This window comes from Diaphorobacter sp. ED-3 (assembly GCF_027625375.1).
Lineage (GTDB): Bacteria > Pseudomonadota > Gammaproteobacteria > Burkholderiales > Burkholderiaceae_C > Diaphorobacter > Diaphorobacter nitroreducens.
This window is the reverse complement of sequence record NZ_CP115182.1, coordinates 1,752,641-1,772,485: the sequence shown is the minus strand read 5'-3', so window position 1 is coordinate 1,772,485 and position 19,845 is coordinate 1,752,641. Positions and strand designations below refer to the sequence as shown.

Sequence of the window (19,845 nt, the reverse complement as noted above, 5' to 3'; positions counted from 1 at the left end):
TCCTCTCGAAACTCTGGTTTCCTGGATCCCTTCAAGCCCAGTCCCTGACTGGGCTTTTTTTTGGGCGGATGACCGCCGCGGCCTACCGGCGCCTTCGGCAGCAGCCGAGGCCCCGGCAGCGCCCGTCAATCAGCGGCCTGGATGGCGCCCGCCTGCGTGAGGCGCTCGGCTACCAGCAGCTTGTGCATCTCGGCCTGGGTCATGATGCCCAGGTCCTCGGCCACCACGGCAATCGGCTTGCCCGTGGCAATGGCCGACTTGGCGATGGCGGCCGCCTTCTCGTAACCGATCAGCGGGTTGAGCGCGGTCACCAGCGTCACCGACGCGGCGATGCGTTCCGTCAGCAGCCCCTGGTTGGCCGCGATGCCCTCCACGCAGTTCACCTGCAGGGTGTGGCAGGCCCTGGCCAGGTGGTGCAGGCTCTTGTGCAGCGCCCAGCCCATCAGCGGCTCGAAGGCGTTGAGCTGCAGTTGGCCCGCTTGGGCAGCCATGGTGATGGCGGCGTCGTTGCCGATCACCTCGAAGCACACCTGGTTCATCACCTCGGGGATCACGGGGTTGACCTTGCCGGGCATGATGGACGAGCCCGCCTGGCGCGCGGGCAGCTGGATATCGCCCACGCCGGCCTGCGGGCCCGAGGACAGCAGGCGCAGGTCGTTGCTGATCTTGGAAAGCTTGGCGGCGATGCGCTTGAGCACGCCCGAGATGTCAACGAAGGCCCCCGTGTCCGACGTGGCGGCGATCAGGTTGGCCGCGGCCTTGACCGGCACGCCCGACAGCCGCGCCAGCTCAGGGATGACCACGTCCACGTAGCCGACGGGCGCGTTGATGCCGGTGCCGATGGCGGTGCCGCCCATGTTCACCTCGGTCATCAGGTAGGCAGACTCGCGCAGGCGGCGCTCATCGTCGGCAATCATGGCGGCGAAGGCGGCAAACTCCTGGCCCAGCGTCATGGGCACGGCATCCTGCAACTGGGTGCGGCCGATCTTCAGGATGCCCTTGAATTCCTCGGCCTTGGCCTCGAACGCGCCGCGCAGGGCCGACAGGGCCTTGAGCAGCGTCTCGATACCGAAATAGGTGGCGATCTTCAGCGCCGTGGGATAGGCATCGTTGGTGCTTTGCGATGCGTTGACGTGATCGTTCGGGTGGATCGTGTCATAGCGGCCTTTGGGCAATCCCAGGTGCTCCAGGGCACGGTTGGCGATCACCTCATTGGCGTTCATGTTCGTGGAGGTGCCGGCACCGCCCTGGATCACGTCCACGACGAACTGGTCGTGCAACTGTCCGGCGATCAGGTCGTCGCAGGCTTGGGCAATGGCGCGGGCTTGGGTTGCGTTGATCGCGCCCAGCTGCAGATTGGCGTGGGCGGCGGCCTTCTTGACGAAGGCAAAGGCCCGGATCAACTCGGGCATGTGGGCCACGGTGTGGCCGGTGATGGGAAAGTTTTCTACGGCACGAGCGGTGTGGACGCCCCAATACGCGTCCGGGGGAATGGTCTTGATACCGATGAAGTCATGTTCTGTTCTTGACGCATGGTCGATCTGCTTTCTAGCGAAATGGAATAAACAAAAGGGGAACAAAGCCAGGCCCCAAGTGAAAACACCGCCTGAGGTGCAGGCGGTGCTTGGTGGGTGCAGCCGTGGAGCGCCCTGGAGCCGGGCGCGCACCTTGTGGGCGCAAGTGCCGTGCCAGACGTGGCAATGCCCCGGGCACCATGGCGCCCAGGGCATTGGGTGCGGATTATGGACCACTGCCTCGCACGCGCATGAGAACCTTAGCTTTGCGCATAACCATGCCCACGCGGCGGGCAGGCGCCGGCCACGAGCGCTCTACACTGCGGCCGTGCCATTTCCTTGCGACCCCACTTTTCCGCCCCTTTCCCCCTCAGGCGCACGGCGCCGCACGCTGCTGCAGGCGCTGGGCCTCGCCCTGGCGCCCGGCATGCCCGCGCTGGTCCTGGCGGGCACCGCCCAGCAATGGCCGCAGGCCCTGGCCGTGCCCGGGGGCGTGGCCCGGCTGTCGCTGGGCCCCGCGGCCGATCGGCCGGTGGTACACGCGGGCGACGTCCCGGTGCTGGTGCTGGGCGATGCGATCGAGTGGACGGCCATCGTCGGCATCCCGCTGGCCGCGCCTACGGGCGAGGCCGAGGTGACGGTACAGGCCACGCCGACCGCACCGGCGCGGCGCGTGGCTTACCGCGTGGCAGCCAAGCAGTACCGCGAGCAGCGCCTGACCGTGGCACCGCGCACGGTGGACCTGGCACCCGAAGACCTGGCCCGCCACGAGCGTGAGCGCGCCCACCAGCAGCACGTCATGGCTACCTTTTCAACGCCCCTGCCAGAGGGGCTGCAGATGCGCCAGCCCGTGCCGGGACGGCGCTCCAGCAGCTTCGGTCTGCGGCGCGTGTTCAACGGCCAGGCGCGCAATCCGCACAGCGGCATGGACATTGCCGCCGCCACGGGCACCCCTGTCGCCGCGCCGCTGGCGGGCCGGGTGATCGATGTGGGCGACTATTTCTTCAACGGCGGCACCGTTTGGCTGGACCATGGCGGCGGCCTGCTCAGCATGTACTGCCACCTCAGCCGCATGGACTGCCAGGTGGGTGACGTACTGCGCACGGGCGATGCGTTCTGCAGGGTAGGGGCCACCGGCCGCGTGACCGGCCCGCACCTGCACTGGGGCGTGATGCTCAACCGCACCATGGTAGACCCGGCCCTGTTCCTGCCCGCATGAGCACGCCCCCTGCCCCACGCCCGCGCCTGGCGCTGCGCCGCCCCGCGGCCGCGGCAGCACCCGCCCCCCAGCGCGCGGCGCGGCTGCTGCGCTTCAACAAGCCCTATGGCGTGCTGAGCCAGTTCACGCCCGAGGGGCGCTGGCGCGGGCTCCAGGACTTCATCGACGTGCCCGGCGTCTATGTGGCGGGGCGGCTCGATGCCGACAGCGAGGGACTGCTTCTGCTCACCGACGACGGGGCGCTGCAGGCACGCATCAGCGATCCGCGCCACAAGATGGAGAAGACCTACTGGGTGCAGGTGGAGGGCATTCCTGACGAGGCCGCGCTGCAGGCCCTGCGCCAGGGCGTGCAGCTCGGCGACGGCCCCACCCTGCCCGCACGCGTGCGCCGGCTGGAGCCGCCCCCCGCCCTCTGGGAGCGCGATCCGCCCATCCGCGTGCGCCAGAACATTCCCGACTGCTGGATCGAACTCATCATCCGCGAAGGCCGCAACCGCCAGGTGCGCCGCATGACCGCCGCCGTGGGCCACCCCACGCTGCGGTTGGTGCGCGCGGCCATCGGCCCCTACGCCCTGGACGGGCTGGAGCCGGGCTGCTGGCAGCCCGCCAGCCCGCCCTCGCCGGTGCCGCACCACCGCAAAAAGTAGAGCTGCTGGCGCTTTCCTGCATTGGCTTTGCGCCGGATTCTTCACTTACGCTCAGCACCCTCCACCCAGCAGCGACAATCGCGACGGGAGGAACTGAACACCATGACCACGAACCCTGGCGACGGCCTGTCCCTCGCCCCGCTCGACCCCGCGCCCACGCAACCCGCGCCTGCTGCGGCCTCATCGCACGTCGCACGCACCTGCCCACGCTGCCATTACACGCGCCAGGCCAGCGACACCGCCCCCGCCTGGCAATGCCCGCGCTGCGCGGTGGTCTACGACAAGGCCACGCCGCGCCCACGCGCACGCGCGGGCCACGATGAAGAGGACGATACCCAGCCCGTCCCGCTGGACCCGCGCCGCGCCCGGGCCAGCGCGGGTCTGCCCTGGGCCTGGATCGCCCTGGGCAGCGCCGTGCTGGCCGGGGCCGCGCTGCTGGGCTGGAAGTGGAACGGCGAGCGCCAGCGCAGCGCCCAGCAGGAGCAACGCGCCGCCAGCGACAGCCGCGCCGCCGATGTCAGCCAGGCCCGCGCCGTGCAGGACGGGCGGGCGCGCATCGATGCACTGGAACACCAGTGGCGCATGGGCGAAGGCGCCCAGGCGCTGCCTGCCGTGCGCGCGCTGGCCGACGAGGGCGAGCCGCGGGCCATGGTGCTGCTGGGCTCCATGCTGCTGGGTGGCAGCAGCTACCGCAACGCCATCGGCCAGCCGCTGGACCCGGCCGAGGCGCTGCAATGGCTGGAGCGCGCCGCCCGCGCGGGCGATGCCACCGCCGCCGTGCGCCTGGGGGGTCTGTATGAGCGCGGTGAACATGTGCCGCGCCAGCCCTCACTGGCCGAGAACTGGTACCTGCGTGCCGCGCGCCAGGGCGACGGCGCGGGCCTGTACAGCCTGGGCATGCTCTACGCGCGGGGCGCCGATCCCGTAAGCCAACGCCCCGTCCCCGCGTGGATGCTGCTCACGCTGGCCGAACGCGCCTCGCGCGCCACGCCGGAGCGCGACGCGCTGCTGACCGAGCAGCACTACCCGTCCAGCGCCCGTGCAGGCCTGGTCCGCCTCAAGGACAAGCTGCATCCCAGCGACATTGCCGAGGCCGAGCGCCTCGCCGACGCCTGGAAGCCCGGCCAGCCGCTGGGCTTCTAGCGCGGCACGCGCCCGCCAGCGCCACGGGCGGCCTGCACGGTGTGCAGTGCGCCGCGCGGCGCTAGCGCTTGCGCCACCAGACGACCAGCGCAAGGAACACCACACCCGTGAGCAGCGGCACGGCGGACATGAGCAGCTCGACGAACGAGCTGCGCCGCATGCCGGACCACACCTCCACGCGCACGCCGTCCAGCCGCAGGTTGCTCGCGCCTGCGAACTCCAGCGCCGGCGCCACCTTGCGGTCCTCCTTGAAGCTCACCGGCCCGGCCGTGCCCGCCAGCTGCAGCACCTGGCCCGCGCGCGTGCCCGTCCCGAACGAAGCGCCCTGCACCATCGACAGGCGCGTGCCGTTGTCCGTGTCCCAGCCGGCCATCCAGCGCGTGAGACCCTCGCCGTCGGCCTGGGCCACGCCGGCCACGTGCACCACCAGCGTGTAGGGGTTGCCGCTGGCGGGCAGGTCCAGCGCGCGCGGCGCCTTCCAGGCCACCGTTTCGGAGAAAAAGCCCGCGGGCTTGCTGCCGGCCGTCTTGTCCTGGTGTCGCGCCAGCCGCGCCAGGTCTTCGGGCGTCAATTCGAACGACTCCACCAGGCGCTTGCCCCAGGCGGTGGACGCATCGCGCGCGCCCGCGGGCGTGGCGGGCAGCGCCAGCAGGCCAGCGGTGGCCAGGGCGAAGCACACGCCCGCCGCAGAAAAGGCGCGCAAACGCTGGCGCGGATGGGACACGGTGGCGTGCATGTGGGGGCTCCCTCGGGTGGCTGTGCGGCGCTGCGAATGGCACCGTTTGCATCGATTTTAATAGCTGCCAGCGCTTTAGGGACGCGCGCTAGAGCGGTTTTTTGTCTTGAACCTGCACGGCCGGGCGGCGCAGGCGCAGTGCGCCGTCCAGCACCAGCAGCGCCACGGCGGCGAAGATGGGGCCATAGGAAGGCCACTGCGCCGCGCCGATGCTCTCGCCCAGCGCCAGCGCCACCAGCGCCAGCAGCACCGGCTCCACATAGCTCAAGAGACCAAACAACCCCAGCGGCAGCAGGCGGCTGGCGGCCATGTACAACGCCAGCGCCACGGCGCTGAGCACGCCCAGGACGGGCACCATCGCCCATAGGTGCGCATGCTCCAGCACCAGCGGAAGGGACGACGGCGCGCGCACCACGAACCACAGCGCCGCGGGCACCAGCAGCAGCATGTCCAGCCAATGGCCGCCCAGGTGGTCGGTGCCCAGGCGCCGGCGCATCACGAAATACGCGGTGTAGCCCAGTGCGACCAGCCAGGTCTCCCACGACATGCCGCCGGCGCGCAGCACCTCGTGCAGCACACCCGCGCCCGCCAGTGCCGTGGCCAGCCACTGCAGGTGCGACAGCCGCTCGCGGTACAGCACCCGCCCGGCCAGCACCATCACCAACGGCAGCAGGAAGTAGCCCAGCGACACCGGCAGCGCCCGCCCGTGCAGCGGCGCCCATAAAAACAGCCACAGCTGCACGCCCAGCATGGCGGCGCTGGCCAGCAGCCCCAGCGCCAGCAGCGGCTGCCGCCACGCGCGCGCAGCCAGCAGGCGCACACCCGGCCACTGCCCGCGCGCCAGCAGCAGCGCCGTGGTGAACGGCAGCGTGCACAGCACGCGCCAGCCGAAGATCTGCTCGCCATCCAGCGGCGCCAGCGCCGGTGCCAGGTAATACATGGCGCCGAACAGAACGGACGCGACGATGGACGCAACAAGACCTTGGATCACAACGGCAGCAGGTGGACAAGAAACGATGCGGGAAACCCGGCGACAACGCAACGTCGCCGCCTCGGGCAAGACAACAACAGGCACGCATCCGGATGAGAACAGCAGGCATGTACCCGAACGAGGAAAGGGCAGGCCTTTGCCCGCGTGCGACCCGCGATTGTCGGCCATTGGCGCGCGCCCCGCCGCCGCACCACTTATGCCCACCGCCTGTGGGCGGCCCTGTGGACAACCGCCGGGACAACCCCGCGCAGGCCGCGCCGGCATTGGGCTGCAGCGCATCGCCCATTTTTTAGGCAATCGGCATGGGCAAGGCCGCGATGCCGCGCGGACCTGCAAGCGCGCATCTGACACGGTTATAGTGCGCGCCCTTGCGGCGTCACCGTGCGACACCTGCGCGGCCGCATGCCGGCCCACGCCCACGCCTCGCCGCGCTTTTATCCGCTCTTCACCTCTGCCCCACCCGTGTCCGCTGCCGCCCTCCTCTGCCTTGTAATTGCCATCAGCGATGGCGACACGCTCACCGTGCGATGCGGCACGCCAGGGGCCTGGCGCCCGCAGCGCGTGCGCGTGGTGGGAATCGACGCGCCCGAGAGCCGCCAGGCCTTCGGCCAACGCGCGCGCCAGAACCTGGCGCGCCTGTGCTTTCGCCAGCAGGCTGCCCTGCGCACGCTGGGCCACGACGACTACGGCCGCACGCTGGCGCACGTGCGCTGCCAGGGACAGGACGTGGGCACGGCCCAGGTGCGCGCCGGCCTGGCCTGGGTTTATGCACCGCAGGCCCAGCGCTATCCGCACCTGGTGGCGCTGCAGCGCCAGGCACGCGCCAGCCAGACCGGGCTGTGGTCGCAGCCGCGCCCGCAGGCGCCCTGGGACTACCGGCGCCGGCATCGGCAAGCACTATCTTTTCAATAGCTGTGCGCGCTTATATATCCAGCGCTACAGGCCATTTCGGCTAGGAATCCACACCCGTTCCATCGGCCTGGAACACGCCGGACAGCAACTGCGCCAGCCGCTCGCCAGGCAGGCGAAAGCCGCAGGCCTGGGCATGGCCGCCGCCGCCCATGCTCACGGCCAGGGGCGAGCAGTCGTAGCCGCGCTGCGAGCGCAGGCCCACCTTGACCTGCCCGTCCTTGCCCACCACCCACATCAGCGCGAAGGTGCCGCTCTGGCGCGACAGCAACTCGCCCACCAGGCTGTGGAAGGCGCCGGGCGCATTCACCATCAGCCCGGCCTCGCCGTTGAACACCAGCGGCTGCGCACCGCCCGCCACGTCCTGCGCCAGGTGGCGGAACTTCTCGTCCATGGCCTGACCGCGCGCGACGAAGGCCGCCGTCTCGGCGGGCGTGAAGTCGGCGATCTGCTGCCAACGGGCGAAGTCGAACGGCTCCATGTCCAGCGCCGCCACATAGCCCGCGGTGTCGGGGTACTGCCAGGCCCACAGGTCGCGGTCTTCCACGTGGCGCACCAAGGCGGGCAGTGGTGCGTCACGGTGGAAAAACTCCCACGCCAGGCGCGCACCAGACTTGCCCATGTCGAAGTGCAGGCCACCGCAGCGGCAGGCAAAGCCCTCCAACTGCTCGGCCGCGCTCTTGTGGTGGTCCAGCAGCACCAGCCGGGCGGCACGCGCGTCGATGGCGGCGAGCAGGTCGGGCGCAAACGCAAAGTCCAGCACGTACACGGCCCGCCCCTGCAGCGGCGGCAGGTCGTCCACGGTGGCCACCTGCCCGTGGGTCAGCCCCAGGCATTCGACCTGGCCGCCATAAAAGCGCCAGGCGGCCAACGCGGCGGCAAAACCGTCGGCGCAGCGGCCGTGGTACAGCACCAGCGGGTGCGGGTCGTCCCGCTGCGGCGCGGCCAGCAGCGACAGGGGCAGGAAGGTGGAGCGCGAAGACACAGTCATGGCGGGATTGTCGGTCAGCGCACGGCGCCGAACTGCCCACTTGAGAACGGGGCCTTTGTTGTACCGGCCTCGCCCCAGGGGCCACAATAACCCCCTCCGCCGCACCGTTTGCGCGGCGCAGCACCGGGAGCCAGTCACATGCCCATGGAACTTCTCCGTCAACTTGCGCAGCGGGACCAGTTTCCCGCCCCCGTCGTCGGTGAGGCAGAGGTGGACAAGTTGCGTGTCCTGCGCGCCGCGGGCATGGTGCAGGCTGAACTGCCCGGCGAAGGCGAATCCGTACGCTCGGCACGCGTCATCACCATCACCGGGCTGGGCCGGGCCACCCTACGCGCCCAGGCGGCCCGCGAATTCATCGCCCGGCGCGACCGGCTCCCCGGCACGCCCCTCTCCACCGCCAAGGCGTAGCGCGCCCGCGTCGCCTGCGGGAGCTCCTGGCCGCTGCAGCCCCCGCCACTGTTATCATGGCTGTACAAACATAAGGGGTATCTATTTAGCTCCAGCAGCCCCATTGATACTGTGATTTCATCCAGCAATGGTATCCGATTGGCTCTCCCCGGTGTTCTTGCTCACGACATCCCCATACGTCACTGGCGGCGTAACCACCGCTTGCTGCAGCAAGCGGTAAAACAGCATCCCGCGTGAGCTGGATGTGCGCCGGTTGAAACGGAACACGAATTCATCGAGATAGGCGTCCAGGTGGTCTGGCTGTACAGAGCCATGATGTGTTCCCAGCACCCAGCGCTGTACCAGTGAGGCGACCCGGTGCACTCCCGCCATGGAGACATGGGCAGGTACGCCTGAGCCGAGCATGACGGTGCGCTGGTGGGTGTAACCCAGTTCTCCCAGAGCGCGGTATGCCGCCGAACCATCCGTGCGTACCTGGGCTCCAGGCTCGACCACCTCCTGCACAAAGGGGATTACGTGGGTGGCGGCGTCTCGGTCAATGCGGCGTAACCGGATGCGCCCAAACCCCTTGGGCTCCACGATCTCCACCGCCATGACCATCAACACTTTGGTGGTGCTGCTCTTGCGCCCTGCAGGGGTGGCGGGATTCTTGCGATCCGTGATGGACAGGTACGTTTCATCCACCTCCACAAGCCCCTTGAGCTTGTCCCGGCCCGGGCGGACCATGGCACGTCGAAACCGGTGCAGCATGGTCCAGGCGGTCTGGTAGCTCCCCAAACCCAATACGCGCTGCAGCCCCAGGGCGCTCACGCCTTGTTTCTGATTGGTCAGGTACCAAGCTGCAGCCAGCCAGACACGCAGCGGTGTGCGCGTCTTGTCAAAGATGGTTCCAGATGTCACTGTGCCTTGGTACTGGCATGAGCGGCACATCAGGCGGGTGCGGCTGGCGCGGTACACATCGCCAGCGTTGCCGCAACGCGGGCAGACGAAGCCTTGGGGCCACCGAAGCTTCTCCAGGAACGCCTGGCAAGCCTCTTCGGTGGCAAACCAGTCAAGAAATTCGTTCCAGGTGCGGGGGTAGTCCCCTCCAGGAGTTGGCGTTAGCATCTGGGTTTCCATCCAGCTATTCTCACGTCACTGGAGCTAAATAGATACCCCTTACAAACATCCAGTTAACACCCTATCGCCACGCAACGGCCACATCACCATGGGACTTGACCAGATCGCCATCGCCCTGCTGGGTGCCACCGCCGCCTGGCTGTCGCAGGCGCGCAGAACGGCGCTGCGCCGCTGGGCCTGCATCTTCGGGCTGCTGGGGCAGCCGTTCTGGTTCTACGCCTCGTGGAAGGCCGAGCAGTGGGGCATCTTTGCCGTGTCCATCATCTACATGGGCGCGTGGCTGCGCGGCCTGTGGGTGTACTGGCTCACCTCGCAGCAGGACCCGCCCCATTCGGGCCTGAGTACCATCCAGCTCACCCCGGGGCGCAACCCCTGACGCCCGCGCACCCTCCGCTGCGCCTGCTGTGGCAGGACGCGCACATGGTGGCCGTTTTCAAGCCGGCGGGCTGGCTGGTGCACCGCACAGGACTGGATGCGGGCGAAACGCGCTTCGTGATGCAGGCGCTGCGCGACCAGATCGGCCAGCACGTCTACCCCGTGCACCGGCTGGACAAGGGCACCTGCGGCGTGCTCGTCATGGCCCTGCACCCCGCCGCCGCGCGGGCCCTGGCCGACGCCTTCGCCCGGCATGCCGTGCGCAAGCAATACCTGGCGCTGGTACGCGGCTGGGCGCCGGCGCAGGCCGAAGTGAACCACCCGCTGCGCCCCGACGACGCGCCGCCCGACGCCCCCACCCAGCCCGCCCACACGCGCCTCACACGCCTGGCGCGGCTGGAGCTGCCCGAATGCAGCGACCCCCGCTTCGCCACCACGCGCGCATCGCTGGTGCTGGCCGAGCCGACCACGGGGCGCCGCCACCAGATCCGCCGCCACCTCAAGCATCTGGCCCACCCCATCCTGGGCGACGCCACCCACGGCAAGGGGCCGCTCAACCGTTGGTGGGCACAGCGCCTCGGCCTGCACCGCCTGTGGCTGCATGCGTGGCAGCTCAGCCTGCCCCACCCCGCAGACGGCCGCCTGGTCACGCTGCACAGTGGATTGCAGTGGCCCGCTGCCAGAACATCCACCACCGACAGCGCACCCCCGCAGCCAAACGCGGACGCAGCGCCCGATTGGCAGCAACACATCTGGACCCTGCCCTGGCAGCAGGACATCGAAGACGCGCTACCAAAAGAGTAGCTTGTAGCGCTTACCTAGCAAGCGCTAAGGAAGGTCTGAACAACCCGCTCTGCCGCCCGGATTGCGGCATCGTGGCGCCGGCCTGGCGTCGCTTTCGAGCCGGATTTCGCCCGTGCAGGGCGGTTTTTGGCGGGTTTCCCCGCCTTACGGACGCACTGCTCCCGTCGTCGGCAACAAACGCCGGCGCGCCATCCACAGGTTCGACAGCGCGAACAGCGTCAGCACCTGCGCCGCGTTCTTCGCCAGGCCGCGGTAGCGCACCTTCGTGTAGCCGAACTGGCGCTTGATCACCCGGAACGGGTGCTCCACCTTCGCCCGCAGACTGGCCTTGTAGCGCTCCCACCGCTCGGCGTAGCGCCGCTCGCGCTCGTTCTTCATCGCACGCAGCTTCGACGGCTTCTCCGCGATCAGGAATCCGGCGTCCACGTCCTGCAGCTCCTCGCGCTTCTCGGCACCCGTGTAGCCGCTGTCGCCGCACACCGTGTCTTCCCGGCCGTGCAGCAGCTTGTACACCTGCGTCACGTCGGCCACGTTCGCCGCCGTGCATTCCACGTGGTGCACCAGACCGGACGCGTCATCCACGCCGATGTGCGCCTTCATCCCGAAGAACCACTGGTTGCCCTTCTTGGTCTGGTGCATCGCCGGATCGCGCTCGCCCGCCTTGTTCTTGGTCGAGCTCGGCGCACTGATGATCGTGGCATCCACGATCGTGCCACTGCGCAGGCTCAGGCCCTTGCGCTGAAGATGGGCGTTGACCTGCTCGAAGAGCTTCTCGGCCAGCCCGTGCGTCTCCAACAGCCGGCGGAAGTTGAGGATCGTCGTCTCGTCCGGGATGTCGGCAAGCCCGCCCAACTGCGCGAAGCGGCGCATCACCGGCGTGTCGTACAAGGCTTCTTCCATCGCCGGGTCGCTGAGCGCATACCACTGCTGCAGGAAGTGGATGCGCAGCATCGTCGCCAACGGATAGGGCTGGCGACCGGGACGGCCCATCTTCGGGTAGTGCGGCTCGATCAGACCCAGCAGCGCCTGCCACGGCACCACCTGCTCCATCTCCGCCAAAAACACCTCGCGCCGCGTGCGCTTGCGGCTCCCCAGACCCTCGGCATCACCGAACGACAGCTGCATCGCACTCACCCCGATCACGGTGAGGCATTGTCGCGCAATCGGGCGGAGTTGTTCAGACCTTCCTTAAATAGGCCGCCAACTCGTCGAGCGCGAAGACGTCTCGCTGGGCGGTTTTCACAGCCCACCGCACACTACCGTTAGTTCGCTGCTCAATCGTTGCAGGTGCTTGGAAACAATTGCGATGTGGTGCCCTGGTGTGTAGATTTCAAGGGGACGCCACAAGTACTCTTGATTAGCAATGTCCCTCAGCCCACCTGATCATCTGCAACGGGCAAGCGCACGTACGCGCCGCTGCGATGATCAGGCGCGGGAGGGTGGTTTTAAGATCGAATCGGCGATTGAAGCAATAAGCCACTTCGGCAGTCGTCGCTGCGGATCGCGTTCCGCGAATCGCTGCCGTCAGAGCCACTCGCCGAACTTTTCCACCTTGTCGTCGCCGGCCTGCGGTCGGTCAGGCAAGACCAAGTGCTCGTATCCCTGCCTGACGGCCTGGTCTCGGATCGCGTGCACCCGGGAAACGGCATCTACGAACTCCTGCTCGGTCAGCTTGTGAATGCGATCTGGTGCCAGTAACTCGCGCAGCTCAGACGACTACTCCTGAAGGCAACGACAGCAGAGCGGCCCGCTCGCGCCCGGTCAGTGCGCGAGCGGGCGCGCCAGCGCCTCACGCCAGGCCAGCACCAGCGGCGACGGCGGACGGCCCTTCAGTTCCACGCGCCACAGGAGCCGGACCAGCTTGGGTGCGCCTGATAGCTTGAGGGCAGCCACTTCACGCAGCGCCAGCAGCTCGCGCACCACGCGCATCGGCAGCAGTGCCACCCCCAGGCCGGCCGCGACGGCGCGGGCGATGCCTTCGTTGCTGCCGATCTCTATGCATCGCTGTGGCCGGATCGCGAGTTCGTGCAGCAGCCGGTCGGCCACGTCGCGGGTGCCGGAGCCCGGCTCGCGCAGCAGCCAGATCTCGCTGCTCAGTGTGGCGGCGGTGAGGCGTCGGCTGCGCGCCAGCGGCGAGTGCACGCCAGCGACGACGCACAGCGGCTCCTCGCGCCACGTGTGCGCTGCAAGACGCGGGTCGTGCACATCGCCCTCGACCAGACCGATGTCGATGCGGCAGTCGAGCAGGGCCTCGCAGACCATCTGCGTGTTGCCCTGAACCACTTGCACATCGACGGCTGGATGGCGATGCACAAAGTCCGCCAGCAGTTGGGGCAGCCAGTAGGCACCCACGGTGGTGCTGGCCCCCACCCGCAGGCGACCGCGCTGCAGCCCCACGCGCGCCTGCACGTCTTCGATCGCGGCCCGCTCCAGCGCAAAGATGCCCCGTGCATGCTCGAACACCGCCGCACCGTCCGGCGTCAGTTGCACGCCCCGGGCGCTCTTGGGGCCGCCCGCGCCACGTTCGAGCAAGGGTAGGCCGATCTGGCATTCCAGCTCGCGCACGGCTTTGGAGACAGCGGGCTGGCTGATGAACAGGGCCTCGGCCGCGCGCGAGAAGCTTCGCAGCTCAGCCACAGTGAAGAACACGCGCAGCAGGTGAAGATTCAGTCGCATAACTTAAAGTTACGTTTTCTTGAAAAGAATGTATTGGACTCATGGTACCAGATGCAGGAAGCTGACGTGCATCGCGGCGCTCATAGCGGTCTCTAAGCGCCAGCCAACGTTTTCCGTGAAGGAGTCCGACCATGTCCACCTCGTTGTCCGCCACGACCTCTGCGCCTCCGACCTGGAGGACGCGTGCCTGGTGGCAAGGCCTGGCGCTGGCGGGGCTACTTGCCGCCGCCGCCATGGTGGCGGCGCAGACGCCTTGGGCGGGGCGCTGGGGCCTGTCGGCGCTGACGCTGGCCATCGTGCTGGGCATCGTGGCCGGCAACACGTTCTTTCCGGCCATCGCCGCGCACACGGCTGCCGGGGTCGATTTCTCCAAGAACCGGCTGCTGCGCGCGGGCATCGTGCTGTACGGTTTTCGCATCACCTTCCAGCAGATCGGCGCCATCGGCTGGGCCGGCGTGGTGATCGATGCGCTGATGGTGGCGCTGACCTTTGTTCTCGCGCTGCAGCTGGGCACGCGCGTGTTCAAGCTGGACCGGCAGACCTCAATGCTGATCGGCGCGGGCAGCGCGATCTGCGGCGCCGCCGCCGTGATGGCCGCCGAGCCGGTGGTGCGCGCGCAGGCGCACAAGGTGTCGGTGGCCGTGGCCACGGTGGTCGTGTTCGGCACGCTGGCGATGTTCGCCTACCCGCTGCTGTACCCGTACCTGCACCTGTCCGAGCAGGCCTATGGCGTGTACGCGGGCTCGACGATCCACGAGGTGGCGCAGGTGGTGGCCGCCGGGCGCAGCGTCAGCGAGCCGGCCGCCGCCACGGCCGTCATCGTCAAGATGCTGCGCGTGATGATGCTTGCGCCGTTCCTGCTGGCGCTGTCAAGGGCCGTCCGGGCCGACGGACAGGGTGGCGCGGCCCGCATCACCATTCCCTGGTTCGCGCTGGTGTTCATCGCCGCCGCCGGCGTGAATTCGCTGGGGTGGCTGCCGCCGCAATGGGTCGCGGCCCTGGTGCAGCTCGACACCGTGCTGCTGGCCATGGCGATGGCCGCGCTCGGGCTGCGTACCCACGTGGGAGCCATCCGCCAAGCGGGCCTTAAGCCCTTGCTGCTGGCGGCCACGCTGTTCGGTTTTCTGATGGTCGGCGGCTATGGTGTGAACCGGGCCGTCAGCCACTGGCTGGGGTGAAGCATGCCGCGATGAGGCGATGAGTTTTGCGCCCAGGCGGGAATAAACCGGCCGACGCTCCCGTATACCTCAATGTCAACCTCATTTCTTCCACCCACGTACTAAGGACTACCGATCATGAAACGACTCACCGCCACCGCCACCGCCACCGCTTTCGCTCTCGCGACCCTGTTCAGCGGCACGGCGTTCGCCGGACCCGCCGACGACGCCCGCACGCACTTCCAGGCCATCGGCTCGGGCGATCTGGCCGCGCTGATGCGCGGCTATGCCGACAACGCCCACCTCACCTGGGTTGGGGGGCCGCTGGACGGCAGCTACGCGGGCGCCGATGCGATCCGCGGCGTGTGGGAAAAGTTCACCAAGTCCCAAGGGGCCTTGAAGGTGTCGGTCGACAAGGTCGAGGAAGCCGCCAACCCCAGGGGCGCGACCGTGACGGCCAACGTGCAGTTCGAGGGCAAGCAGCCGATCAAGGTGCGCTACGTTCTGACCTATCGCGACGCCAAGATCGTCAACGAAACCTGGCAGATCGATCCGAAACTGTCAGTGGCCAGTTACTGAGCAGCCACGGGCGACGGCAGCGAACGGCGTCGGTGCGCGATGAAGGCCCAGGACGTGGCGTTGACCGAGGCGGGCGCGCTGATGGTGGCGGCCCTGCCGCGCCTGCGGCGCTACGCTCGCGCGCTGGTCGGCGACCACGCCGCTGCCGACGATCTGGTGCAGGACGCTCTGGAGCGGGCCTGGGCCCGCATCGACAACTGGCGGCCGGACGGCGACATGCGCGCTTGGCTGTTCAGCATTCTGCACAACCTGCATGTGGACCAGCGCCGCCGGCCCGCCGTGGTAGCCGTGCCGCTGGACGAAGAAGCGCTGGCGTCGCCGGTCAGGGCTTCACAGACCGACGGCCTCGAAATGAGAGATCTCGAAATTGCACTGCGGCAGCTCCCGCCCGAGCAGCGCGAGGTGCTGCTGCTGGTGGCGCTGGAGGACATGAGCTACGACGAGATCGCGCGCACGCTCGGTGTGCCGCTGGGCACCGTGATGTCGCGGCTGTCGCGTGGCCGCGCGCGCCTGCGCGGCGTGATGGAGGGACACATCCAACCCACGGCATTGAAGGTGGTGAAATGAACCCGTTGCCCATCACTGAAGCGGATCTGCATGCCTTTGTCGACGGCCTGTTGCCCGAATCCCGGCGCGCCGAGATCGAAACCTACCTGGCCGAGCGCCCGCAGGAGGCGCAGCGCTTGCAGGCCTACCGGCAAGACAAACAGGCGATCAAGGCGCTGTACGGCGCGGTGCTGGACGAAGCCGTCCCCGACACCTTGCTGCACGCGGCCCGGGCGCCGCGTACGCGCGCCGCTGCACGCCACGCGGGTGCACGCCTGCCGCGCTGGTCGCTCGAACGCGTGGCGGCAGGCTTTGCGTTGGTGTTCTTCGGCGCAGGCGCCGGCTGGGTGGGGCGCGGCGCATGGCAAACCGCGGAGATGCTCGCGCAGTCGTCCCGTGGGCCGGCGGTCATCGTCAACGCGGCGGCCGGCAGCCTGCCGCGGCAAGCGGCCATCGCGCACGTGGTCTACAGCCCCGACGTGCGGCGACCGGTGGAGATCGGCGCCGACCAGGAAGACCAGTTGGTCGCCTGGCTGTCCAAGCGCTTGGGCGCGAAGATCCGCCCCCCGAAGCTGGGTGCACTGGGCTACGAACTGATCGGCGGGCGCCTGTTGCCCGGATCGAGCGGCCCGGTGGCGCAGTTCATGTACCACGACACCACGGGGCAGCGCCTGACGCTGTACGTCACGAACGAGCAAGCATCCAATCAGGATACCGGCTTCCGCTTCGCGCAGGAGGGGCCGGTCAATGTGTTCTATTGGATCGACGGCAAGTTCGGTTACGCCTTATCGGCCGGCATCGACAAAGGCGAGCTGGCGCGCATCGCCACGGCCGTCTACGCCCAACTTCAACCGAGCTGATCCATGCAGCCTCTCGCTTTCAAGATGACATCACCGAGACCCGCCCGCCAGTGGGCGATGGCGGCGCTGGCCATGCTGGCGAGCCTGCCGGCCCTGGCGCAGCATGCTCATTCCCCAGCGGCCGAAGCGCAGACACCGCCCCCGCCGAGCTTCGTGGCCAGCACCGCCAAGTCCTTCGCCCAGTTGATGGACGACGCGATGGCGGTCATGGACCACGGCATGCGTACCGCCCCGATGAACGGCAACCCCGACCACGACTTCGTCGTGATGATGATCCCGCACCATCAAGGCGCCATCGACATGGCCAAGGCTGTGCTGCTGTCCACCAAGGACCCGGAACTGCGCAACCTTGCACTGTCCATCATTGTCGAGCAGCGCAACGAGATTCGACTGATGCAGGCCTGGATTGCACGGCATGCCGACGATGCCGCCGCCAAGGCCGCAGCGGCGCACCCATCCCACTCAACCGAAACGACACAAGGAACCCGATGATGAAACGACTCTTCCTCGCCCTGCAACTGGTGATGTGCAGCGGCATCGCGCTGGCCGCGCCGGCCCCCGCTGATCGCGTCTACACCGCCGATCAGAACACCAACACGGTGTCGGTGATCGATCCTTCGTCCAACACGCTGCTGGGTCAGATTCGCCTCGGCAACGTGCGGCCGGACGTGCTGTCGCCGCTGTACAAGGGTGAGCTCAACGTCCACGGCCTGGGGTTCTCGCCCGACCACAAGACGCTGATCGCGATCTCCAACGGCTCCAACTCGGTGGCCTTCATCGACACCGCCACCAACCAGGTCAAAGGCATCGCCTACATCGGCCGCTCGCCGCACGAAGCCTTCTTCACGCCGGACGGCAAGCAAGTGTGGGCGGTCGTGCGCGGCGAGAACTATGTGTCCGTGATCGACGCCGCCACCTTCAAGGAAGTCGGCCGCATCGAAACCGCGCCCGGGCCGGGCATGGTGCTGTTCCATCCGCAGAAGAACATCGCCTTCGTGGTGCACAGCTTCACGCCGGAGGTGGACGTGATCGACGTGCCCACGCGCAAGGTGATCAAGCGCATCCCGGTGGTCAGCCCGTTCTCGCCCTTCCTGCAGTTAACCCCGGACTTCAAGGAAGTGTGGATGACGCACAAGGACGTGGGCAAGGTGACCCGCATCGACACCGATACGCTTCAGGTCAAGGGCGTGATCGAGACCGGATTCATCACCAACCACCTCGGGTTCGCCAAGACCGCACGCGGCACGCTGGCCTACGTGACCATCGGCGGCGAGAACGTGGTGAAGGTCTACACCACCGACGCCACGCCCAAGCTGCTGGCCACCATCCCGGTGGGCGCGCTACCGCACGGCATCTGGCCATCCGACGATGGCACGCGCATGTACGTGGGGCTGGAAAACGGTGACGCGGTGGACGTGATCGACACCGCCACCGACCGGGTGATCGCTCGCGCACCCGTGGGGCAGGCCCCGCAGGCGCTGGTCTATGTGTCGAACGCCGTGCCCAGCGGCACGGGCACAGCCCACCTCGTGCCCCGCGTCAACGACGAGCCAGTCAACATTACGCTCAAAGCCACGCAGGGAGAGGCCCGCGGCTTCGTCGTGGCGCGCAACCTGGGGCTGGTGGACGCTCTGGAAGTCTTCCTCTTCAAGCTCAAGCCGCAAACGGTGTACAACGTGTATGTGAGCAGCCAGCGTTCGCCGATCGCGAGTTTCAAGACCAACCCCGCCGGGGCGGCCAACGGCACGGTGATCGGCCCGCTGCGAGACGCGGTGACCACCATGTCGTCGAAAACGCCTTCCGTCGCGCAGATTCTCGTGGTCGAAGGTGATGCGGCGGCGCAGGCGTCGAATGCAGTTCTGGTGAGCGCCCGATAGGGCGCGGTTTCCCATCTACTCGAAGAAGGAGACAAACATGGAGCGTGACGACACCCCCCCCCTGGCCTGCGCGCCGCCGTGTGCTGAAGACCTTGGGCGCCATCGGCGCCGGTGCCGGCCTGATGGGTCCGACCGCCGAGGCGCTTGCGGCGACTGCGGGTCGCGTCGTGTTGCCGTTCGACAATGGCGAGCGCGAGTTGGTGGCCTTTCCGCAGAAGCGCCCGCTGATCCTGCTGACCAGCCGGCCGCCGCAGCTGGAGACGCCGTTTTCGGTCTTCAACGAAGGCGTCATCACGCCCAACGACGCGTTCTTCGTGCGCTACCACTGGAGCGGCATTCCCACCTCGATCGATCCGCAAAGCTATCGGCTGCGCGTGGGCGGCAAGGTCAACACGCCGCTGGAGCTGTCGCTGGACGACCTGAAGCGTCTGGCCGACCCGGTGGAGCTGGTGGCGGTCAACCAGTGCTCCGGCAACAGCCGCGGGCATTTCACGCCGCGCGCCAACGGCGGCCAGCTGTCCAATGGCGCGATGGGCAACGCACGCTGGACAGGGGTGCCGCTGAAGAAAGTGTTGGAGAAGGCCGGCGTGCAGGCCGGTGCCGTGCAGGTGAGCTTCAATGGCCTGGACCATCCGCCGCTGCAAGGCGAGAGCCCGGACTTCGTCAAGGCGCTCGCGGTCGACCACGCGCTCGACGGCGAGGTGATGCTGGCCTGGGCGATGAATGGCGAGGACCTGCCGATGCTCAACGGCTATCCGGTCCGGCTGATCGTTCCCGGCCATTACGGCACCTACTGGGTCAAGCACCTGTCCGACATTCAAGTGCTGGACAAGGCGTTCGACGGGTTCTGGATGAGTACGGCCTACCGCATTCCCGACAACGCCTGCGCCTGCGTGGAGCCGGGCAAGGCGCCAGCCAAGACCGTGCCTATCAACCGGTTCAACGTGCGCTCGTTCATCACCAGCCTGCGCGACGGCGACAAGGTGCGCGTTGGGCGCGAGACGGTGGTGCGCGGCATTGCCTTCGACGGCGGCTTCGGCATCACCGAAGTCGCCTTCTCCGCCGATGGTGGACACACCTGGACGGAAGCCCGGCTCGGCAAGGATTTGGGCAAGTATTCCTTCCGCGAGTGGAGTGTGGCCTTCAAGCCGAGCAAGCGAGGCGCTCATGAACTGAAGGTGCGCGCGGTCAACCGCATCGGTCAAAGCCAGCCGCTGTCCGCGTTGTGGAACCCGGCCGGCTACATGCGCAACGTCGTCGAGACCACGCGCGTCGTCGCGGCATGAGGAGAACA

Annotated in this window: 21 protein-coding genes; 14 read left to right on the top strand and 7 right to left on the bottom strand. The window is 68.1% G+C overall.

All coding sequences use genetic code 11. The annotated features are described in order from the left end of the window. Nucleotides 1-125: 125 nt before the first annotated feature. The gene (locus PCQ86_RS08775; RefSeq protein WP_442874551.1) at nucleotides 126-1,580 is read right to left on the bottom strand and encodes an aspartate ammonia-lyase; all 1,455 of its coding nucleotides are present in this window, start codon (nucleotides 1,578-1,580) and stop codon (nucleotides 126-128) included. 361 nt (nucleotides 1,581-1,941) lie between these two features. Here PCQ86_RS08775 and PCQ86_RS08770 point away from each other — a divergent pair, with 361 nt between their 5' ends. From PCQ86_RS08770 to PCQ86_RS08760, 3 genes are all read left to right on the top strand, one after another. Beyond that, entirely contained in the window at nucleotides 1,942-2,733 is a 792-nt protein-coding gene (locus tag PCQ86_RS08770; RefSeq protein WP_333489990.1) for a peptidoglycan DD-metalloendopeptidase family protein, read from the top strand. Beyond that, complete coding sequence (locus tag PCQ86_RS08765) at nucleotides 2,730-3,380, top strand: pseudouridine synthase (protein WP_270175294.1); 651 nt, start codon at nucleotides 2,730-2,732, stop codon at nucleotides 3,378-3,380. The genes PCQ86_RS08770 and PCQ86_RS08765 overlap by 4 nt, the downstream gene beginning before the upstream one ends. Before the next feature lie 102 nt (nucleotides 3,381-3,482). After that, nucleotides 3,483-4,523 (top strand): tetratricopeptide repeat protein, encoded by a 1,041-nt coding sequence (locus tag PCQ86_RS08760; RefSeq protein WP_270175293.1) that lies wholly within the window; start codon nucleotides 3,483-3,485, stop codon nucleotides 4,521-4,523. Nucleotides 4,524-4,584: 61 nt separating this feature from the next. Here PCQ86_RS08760 and PCQ86_RS08755 read toward each other — a convergent pair whose 3' ends face one another. Further along, on the bottom strand, nucleotides 4,585-5,259 hold the full coding sequence (locus tag PCQ86_RS08755) for a hypothetical protein (RefSeq protein ID WP_270175292.1): 675 nt from the start codon (nucleotides 5,257-5,259) through the stop codon (nucleotides 4,585-4,587). Between the two features lie 88 nt (nucleotides 5,260-5,347). After that, a complete protein-coding gene (gene rarD, locus PCQ86_RS08750; RefSeq protein ID WP_270175291.1) occupies nucleotides 5,348-6,250 on the bottom strand; it encodes an EamA family transporter RarD in 903 nt (300 codons plus the stop codon). Nucleotides 6,251-6,712: 462 nt separating this feature from the next. Here rarD and PCQ86_RS08745 point away from each other — a divergent pair, with 462 nt between their 5' ends. Continuing rightward, nucleotides 6,713-7,162 (top strand): thermonuclease family protein, encoded by a 450-nt coding sequence (locus PCQ86_RS08745; protein WP_270175290.1) that lies wholly within the window; start codon nucleotides 6,713-6,715, stop codon nucleotides 7,160-7,162. 40 nt (nucleotides 7,163-7,202) lie between these two features. On the opposite strand, the gene PCQ86_RS08740 is transcribed toward PCQ86_RS08745, so the two are convergent. Further along, nucleotides 7,203-8,150, bottom strand: coding sequence for a DHH family phosphoesterase (locus PCQ86_RS08740; RefSeq protein WP_011805701.1), 948 nt, complete (start codon nucleotides 8,148-8,150; stop codon nucleotides 7,203-7,205). A 144-nt stretch (nucleotides 8,151-8,294) separates the two neighbouring features. On the opposite strand from PCQ86_RS08740, the gene PCQ86_RS08735 reads away from it, so the two are divergent. Beyond that, nucleotides 8,295-8,558, top strand: a complete 264-nt coding sequence (locus PCQ86_RS08735) for a hypothetical protein (RefSeq protein ID WP_231403416.1) — start codon at nucleotides 8,295-8,297, stop codon at nucleotides 8,556-8,558. Nucleotides 8,559-8,675: 117 nt separating this feature from the next. Here PCQ86_RS08735 and PCQ86_RS08730 read toward each other — a convergent pair whose 3' ends face one another. Further along, on the bottom strand, nucleotides 8,676-9,677 hold the full coding sequence (locus PCQ86_RS08730; protein WP_011805635.1) for an IS1595-like element ISCsp2 family transposase: 1,002 nt from the start codon (nucleotides 9,675-9,677) through the stop codon (nucleotides 8,676-8,678). 88 nt (nucleotides 9,678-9,765) lie between these two features. Here PCQ86_RS08730 and PCQ86_RS08725 point away from each other — a divergent pair, with 88 nt between their 5' ends. Then, on the top strand, nucleotides 9,766-10,053 hold the full coding sequence (locus PCQ86_RS08725) for a hypothetical protein (protein WP_011805703.1): 288 nt from the start codon (nucleotides 9,766-9,768) through the stop codon (nucleotides 10,051-10,053). A gap of 44 nt (nucleotides 10,054-10,097) precedes the next feature. Beyond that, nucleotides 10,098-10,856 carry a pseudouridine synthase gene (locus tag PCQ86_RS08720; protein WP_270175289.1) on the top strand — a complete coding sequence of 253 codons (759 nt, stop codon included), beginning with the start codon at nucleotides 10,098-10,100 and terminating at the stop codon, nucleotides 10,854-10,856. 144 nt (nucleotides 10,857-11,000) lie between these two features. On the opposite strand, the gene PCQ86_RS08715 is transcribed toward PCQ86_RS08720, so the two are convergent. After that, the gene (locus PCQ86_RS08715) at nucleotides 11,001-11,981 is read right to left on the bottom strand and encodes an IS5 family transposase (protein ID WP_028915768.1); all 981 of its coding nucleotides are present in this window, start codon (nucleotides 11,979-11,981) and stop codon (nucleotides 11,001-11,003) included. Between the two features lie 636 nt (nucleotides 11,982-12,617). Beyond that, complete coding sequence (locus tag PCQ86_RS08710) at nucleotides 12,618-13,532, bottom strand: LysR substrate-binding domain-containing protein (RefSeq protein WP_200899120.1); 915 nt, start codon at nucleotides 13,530-13,532, stop codon at nucleotides 12,618-12,620. 131 nt (nucleotides 13,533-13,663) lie between these two features. On the opposite strand from PCQ86_RS08710, the gene PCQ86_RS08705 reads away from it, so the two are divergent. The 7 genes from PCQ86_RS08705 to sorA all read left to right on the top strand — a co-directional run bounded on the left by PCQ86_RS08705 (nucleotide 13,664) and on the right by sorA (nucleotide 19,837). Continuing rightward, nucleotides 13,664-14,710, top strand: a complete 1,047-nt coding sequence (locus PCQ86_RS08705; protein WP_044305149.1) for a YeiH family protein — start codon at nucleotides 13,664-13,666, stop codon at nucleotides 14,708-14,710. Nucleotides 14,711-14,827: 117 nt separating this feature from the next. Continuing rightward, on the top strand, nucleotides 14,828-15,268 hold the full coding sequence (locus PCQ86_RS08700) for a nuclear transport factor 2 family protein (RefSeq protein WP_270175288.1): 441 nt from the start codon (nucleotides 14,828-14,830) through the stop codon (nucleotides 15,266-15,268). Nucleotides 15,269-15,307: 39 nt separating this feature from the next. After that, on the top strand, nucleotides 15,308-15,835 hold the full coding sequence (locus PCQ86_RS08695; RefSeq protein WP_270175287.1) for an RNA polymerase sigma factor: 528 nt from the start codon (nucleotides 15,308-15,310) through the stop codon (nucleotides 15,833-15,835). After that, on the top strand, nucleotides 15,832-16,674 hold the full coding sequence (locus PCQ86_RS08690; protein ID WP_066708469.1) for an anti-sigma factor family protein: 843 nt from the start codon (nucleotides 15,832-15,834) through the stop codon (nucleotides 16,672-16,674). Before PCQ86_RS08695 ends, PCQ86_RS08690 begins: the two co-directional genes overlap by 4 nt. A gap of 3 nt (nucleotides 16,675-16,677) precedes the next feature. Beyond that, nucleotides 16,678-17,166 carry a DUF305 domain-containing protein gene (locus tag PCQ86_RS08685; RefSeq protein ID WP_442874550.1) on the top strand — a complete coding sequence of 163 codons (489 nt, stop codon included), beginning with the start codon at nucleotides 16,678-16,680 and terminating at the stop codon, nucleotides 17,164-17,166. Then, nucleotides 17,166-18,551, top strand: a complete 1,386-nt coding sequence (locus tag PCQ86_RS08680) for a beta-propeller fold lactonase family protein (protein WP_442874549.1) — start codon at nucleotides 17,166-17,168, stop codon at nucleotides 18,549-18,551. The genes PCQ86_RS08685 and PCQ86_RS08680 overlap by 1 nt, the downstream gene beginning before the upstream one ends. A 44-nt stretch (nucleotides 18,552-18,595) precedes the next feature. Beyond that, nucleotides 18,596-19,837, top strand: coding sequence for a SorA family sulfite dehydrogenase catalytic subunit (gene sorA, locus PCQ86_RS08675; RefSeq protein WP_270175286.1), 1,242 nt, complete (start codon nucleotides 18,596-18,598; stop codon nucleotides 19,835-19,837). The last annotated feature ends 8 nt before the right edge of the window (nucleotides 19,838-19,845 follow it).

Excerpts from the sequence above, each read along its gene's own strand:
- PCQ86_RS08760 (WP_270175293.1), top strand. The coding sequence starts at position 3,483 with ATGACCACGAACCCTGGCGACGGCCTGTCCCTCGCCCCGCTCGACCCC.
- PCQ86_RS08695 (WP_270175287.1), top strand. The coding sequence starts at position 15,308 with ATGAAGGCCCAGGACGTGGCGTTGACCGAGGCGGGCGCGCTGATGGTG.
- PCQ86_RS08685 (WP_442874550.1), top strand. The coding sequence starts at position 16,678 with ATGCAGCCTCTCGCTTTCAAGATGACATCACCGAGACCCGCCCGCCAG.
- PCQ86_RS08765 (WP_270175294.1), top strand. The coding sequence starts at position 2,730 with ATGAGCACGCCCCCTGCCCCACGCCCGCGCCTGGCGCTGCGCCGCCCC.
- PCQ86_RS08770 (WP_333489990.1), top strand. The coding sequence starts at position 1,942 with ATGCCCGCGCTGGTCCTGGCGGGCACCGCCCAGCAATGGCCGCAGGCC.
- PCQ86_RS08680 (WP_442874549.1), top strand. The coding sequence starts at position 17,166 with ATGAAACGACTCTTCCTCGCCCTGCAACTGGTGATGTGCAGCGGCATC.
- PCQ86_RS08725 (WP_011805703.1), top strand. The coding sequence starts at position 9,766 with ATGGGACTTGACCAGATCGCCATCGCCCTGCTGGGTGCCACCGCCGCC.
- PCQ86_RS08710 (WP_200899120.1), bottom strand. The coding sequence starts at position 13,532 with ATGCGACTGAATCTTCACCTGCTGCGCGTGTTCTTCACTGTGGCTGAG.
- PCQ86_RS08720 (WP_270175289.1), top strand. The coding sequence starts at position 10,098 with ATGGTGGCCGTTTTCAAGCCGGCGGGCTGGCTGGTGCACCGCACAGGA.
- PCQ86_RS08755 (WP_270175292.1), bottom strand. The coding sequence starts at position 5,259 with ATGCACGCCACCGTGTCCCATCCGCGCCAGCGTTTGCGCGCCTTTTCT.
- PCQ86_RS08690 (WP_066708469.1), top strand. The coding sequence starts at position 15,832 with ATGAACCCGTTGCCCATCACTGAAGCGGATCTGCATGCCTTTGTCGAC.
- PCQ86_RS08730 (WP_011805635.1), bottom strand. The coding sequence starts at position 9,677 with ATGGAAACCCAGATGCTAACGCCAACTCCTGGAGGGGACTACCCCCGC.
- PCQ86_RS08715 (WP_028915768.1), bottom strand. The coding sequence starts at position 11,981 with ATGCAGCTGTCGTTCGGTGATGCCGAGGGTCTGGGGAGCCGCAAGCGC.
- PCQ86_RS08705 (WP_044305149.1), top strand. The coding sequence starts at position 13,664 with ATGTCCACCTCGTTGTCCGCCACGACCTCTGCGCCTCCGACCTGGAGG.
- PCQ86_RS08700 (WP_270175288.1), top strand. The coding sequence starts at position 14,828 with ATGAAACGACTCACCGCCACCGCCACCGCCACCGCTTTCGCTCTCGCG.
- PCQ86_RS08740 (WP_011805701.1), bottom strand. The coding sequence starts at position 8,150 with ATGACTGTGTCTTCGCGCTCCACCTTCCTGCCCCTGTCGCTGCTGGCC.
- PCQ86_RS08735 (WP_231403416.1), top strand. The coding sequence starts at position 8,295 with ATGGAACTTCTCCGTCAACTTGCGCAGCGGGACCAGTTTCCCGCCCCC.